This is a genomic window from Cryptosporangium minutisporangium (assembly GCF_039536245.1).
Taxonomy (GTDB): Bacteria; Actinomycetota; Actinomycetes; order Mycobacteriales; family Cryptosporangiaceae; genus Cryptosporangium; species Cryptosporangium minutisporangium.
Map to the genome: position 1 here is coordinate 1 of NZ_BAAAYN010000086.1, position 856 is coordinate 856.

Sequence of the window (856 nt, forward strand, 5' to 3'; positions counted from 1 at the left end):
TCGTCAAGTATGCGCACCGCGCTGGGTCTCCTTATTACTCCGCCGCGAGGGACGGGACACGGCGGTTGATCGACCCTACCAGCCGGTCTGCAGACCGGTCGGGCCGCGCCAGCCGCGGCCTGTGAAGCAATTCGTAAGTCGGGCTCCGCTGTCGGCGCATTGCCTTGCGCCAATGGGTCCGACGCGCGTTCGTTTCATTCTTTCGGGTTATTCTTCAATCGGTTCACCCGGAGGTGAATCTCGTATTCGGCCCGTCACCGTTCTGGCTCATCCCCCGGCGGGACGCCGCAATGGAGTGCCTGGGCGGGTCGGCCGTGTCCTACCAACCCCGCTGGCGCCGGGCTGCGGCAGCGGGGCCTGCACGTCATCGGCCATGTGCCTCGTGAGGGTGGGAATCGGAAGGTGCGGCCAGAGTCTGCTGCAGTTCGTCGGAGGTCAGCATGCTTTCGTGATCGCCGGGCATGACGGTGACGGTCAGGGTCGCGGCGTGGGAACGCCAGGTTTCGCCGGCGTTCTCGCTGCCGGGTGTGACGGCCTGGGGCAGGCACAGGCTGAGATGCGGCAGCTGCCCGGTCGGTCGCCAGCTGTCCATCGCTGCGTGATCGCTGAGCCGCATCAGCATCTGCCCGAGCAGCGGGTAGTCGGGGCTGCCGGGTGCTGCCGGCCCGAGGCGGGCGACGAGCGCCGCGGCGCGTTGCGGGATCGCCAACTGCTCGGTCGCGGTAATGGCCTCGACGACGGCGGGTCTCGTCTGGTGCGGGCAGGCGTTGTGGATGTGGGTGATCAGGACTTCGTGGGAGTCCGTGGGGGTTTCGGCTCGCGGTGGGTCGAGAAGGATCACGTCGTCGATGCGGTC

General features: G+C 67.8%; 1 protein-coding gene. It reads right to left on the reverse strand.

Translation table 11 applies throughout. The features are described 5' to 3' along the window. Positions 1-364: 364 nt before the first annotated feature. Positions 365-856, reverse strand: a 492-nt coding sequence (locus ABEB28_RS41230) for a hypothetical protein (RefSeq protein ID WP_345733767.1), incomplete at its 5' end; no start/stop codon positions are given.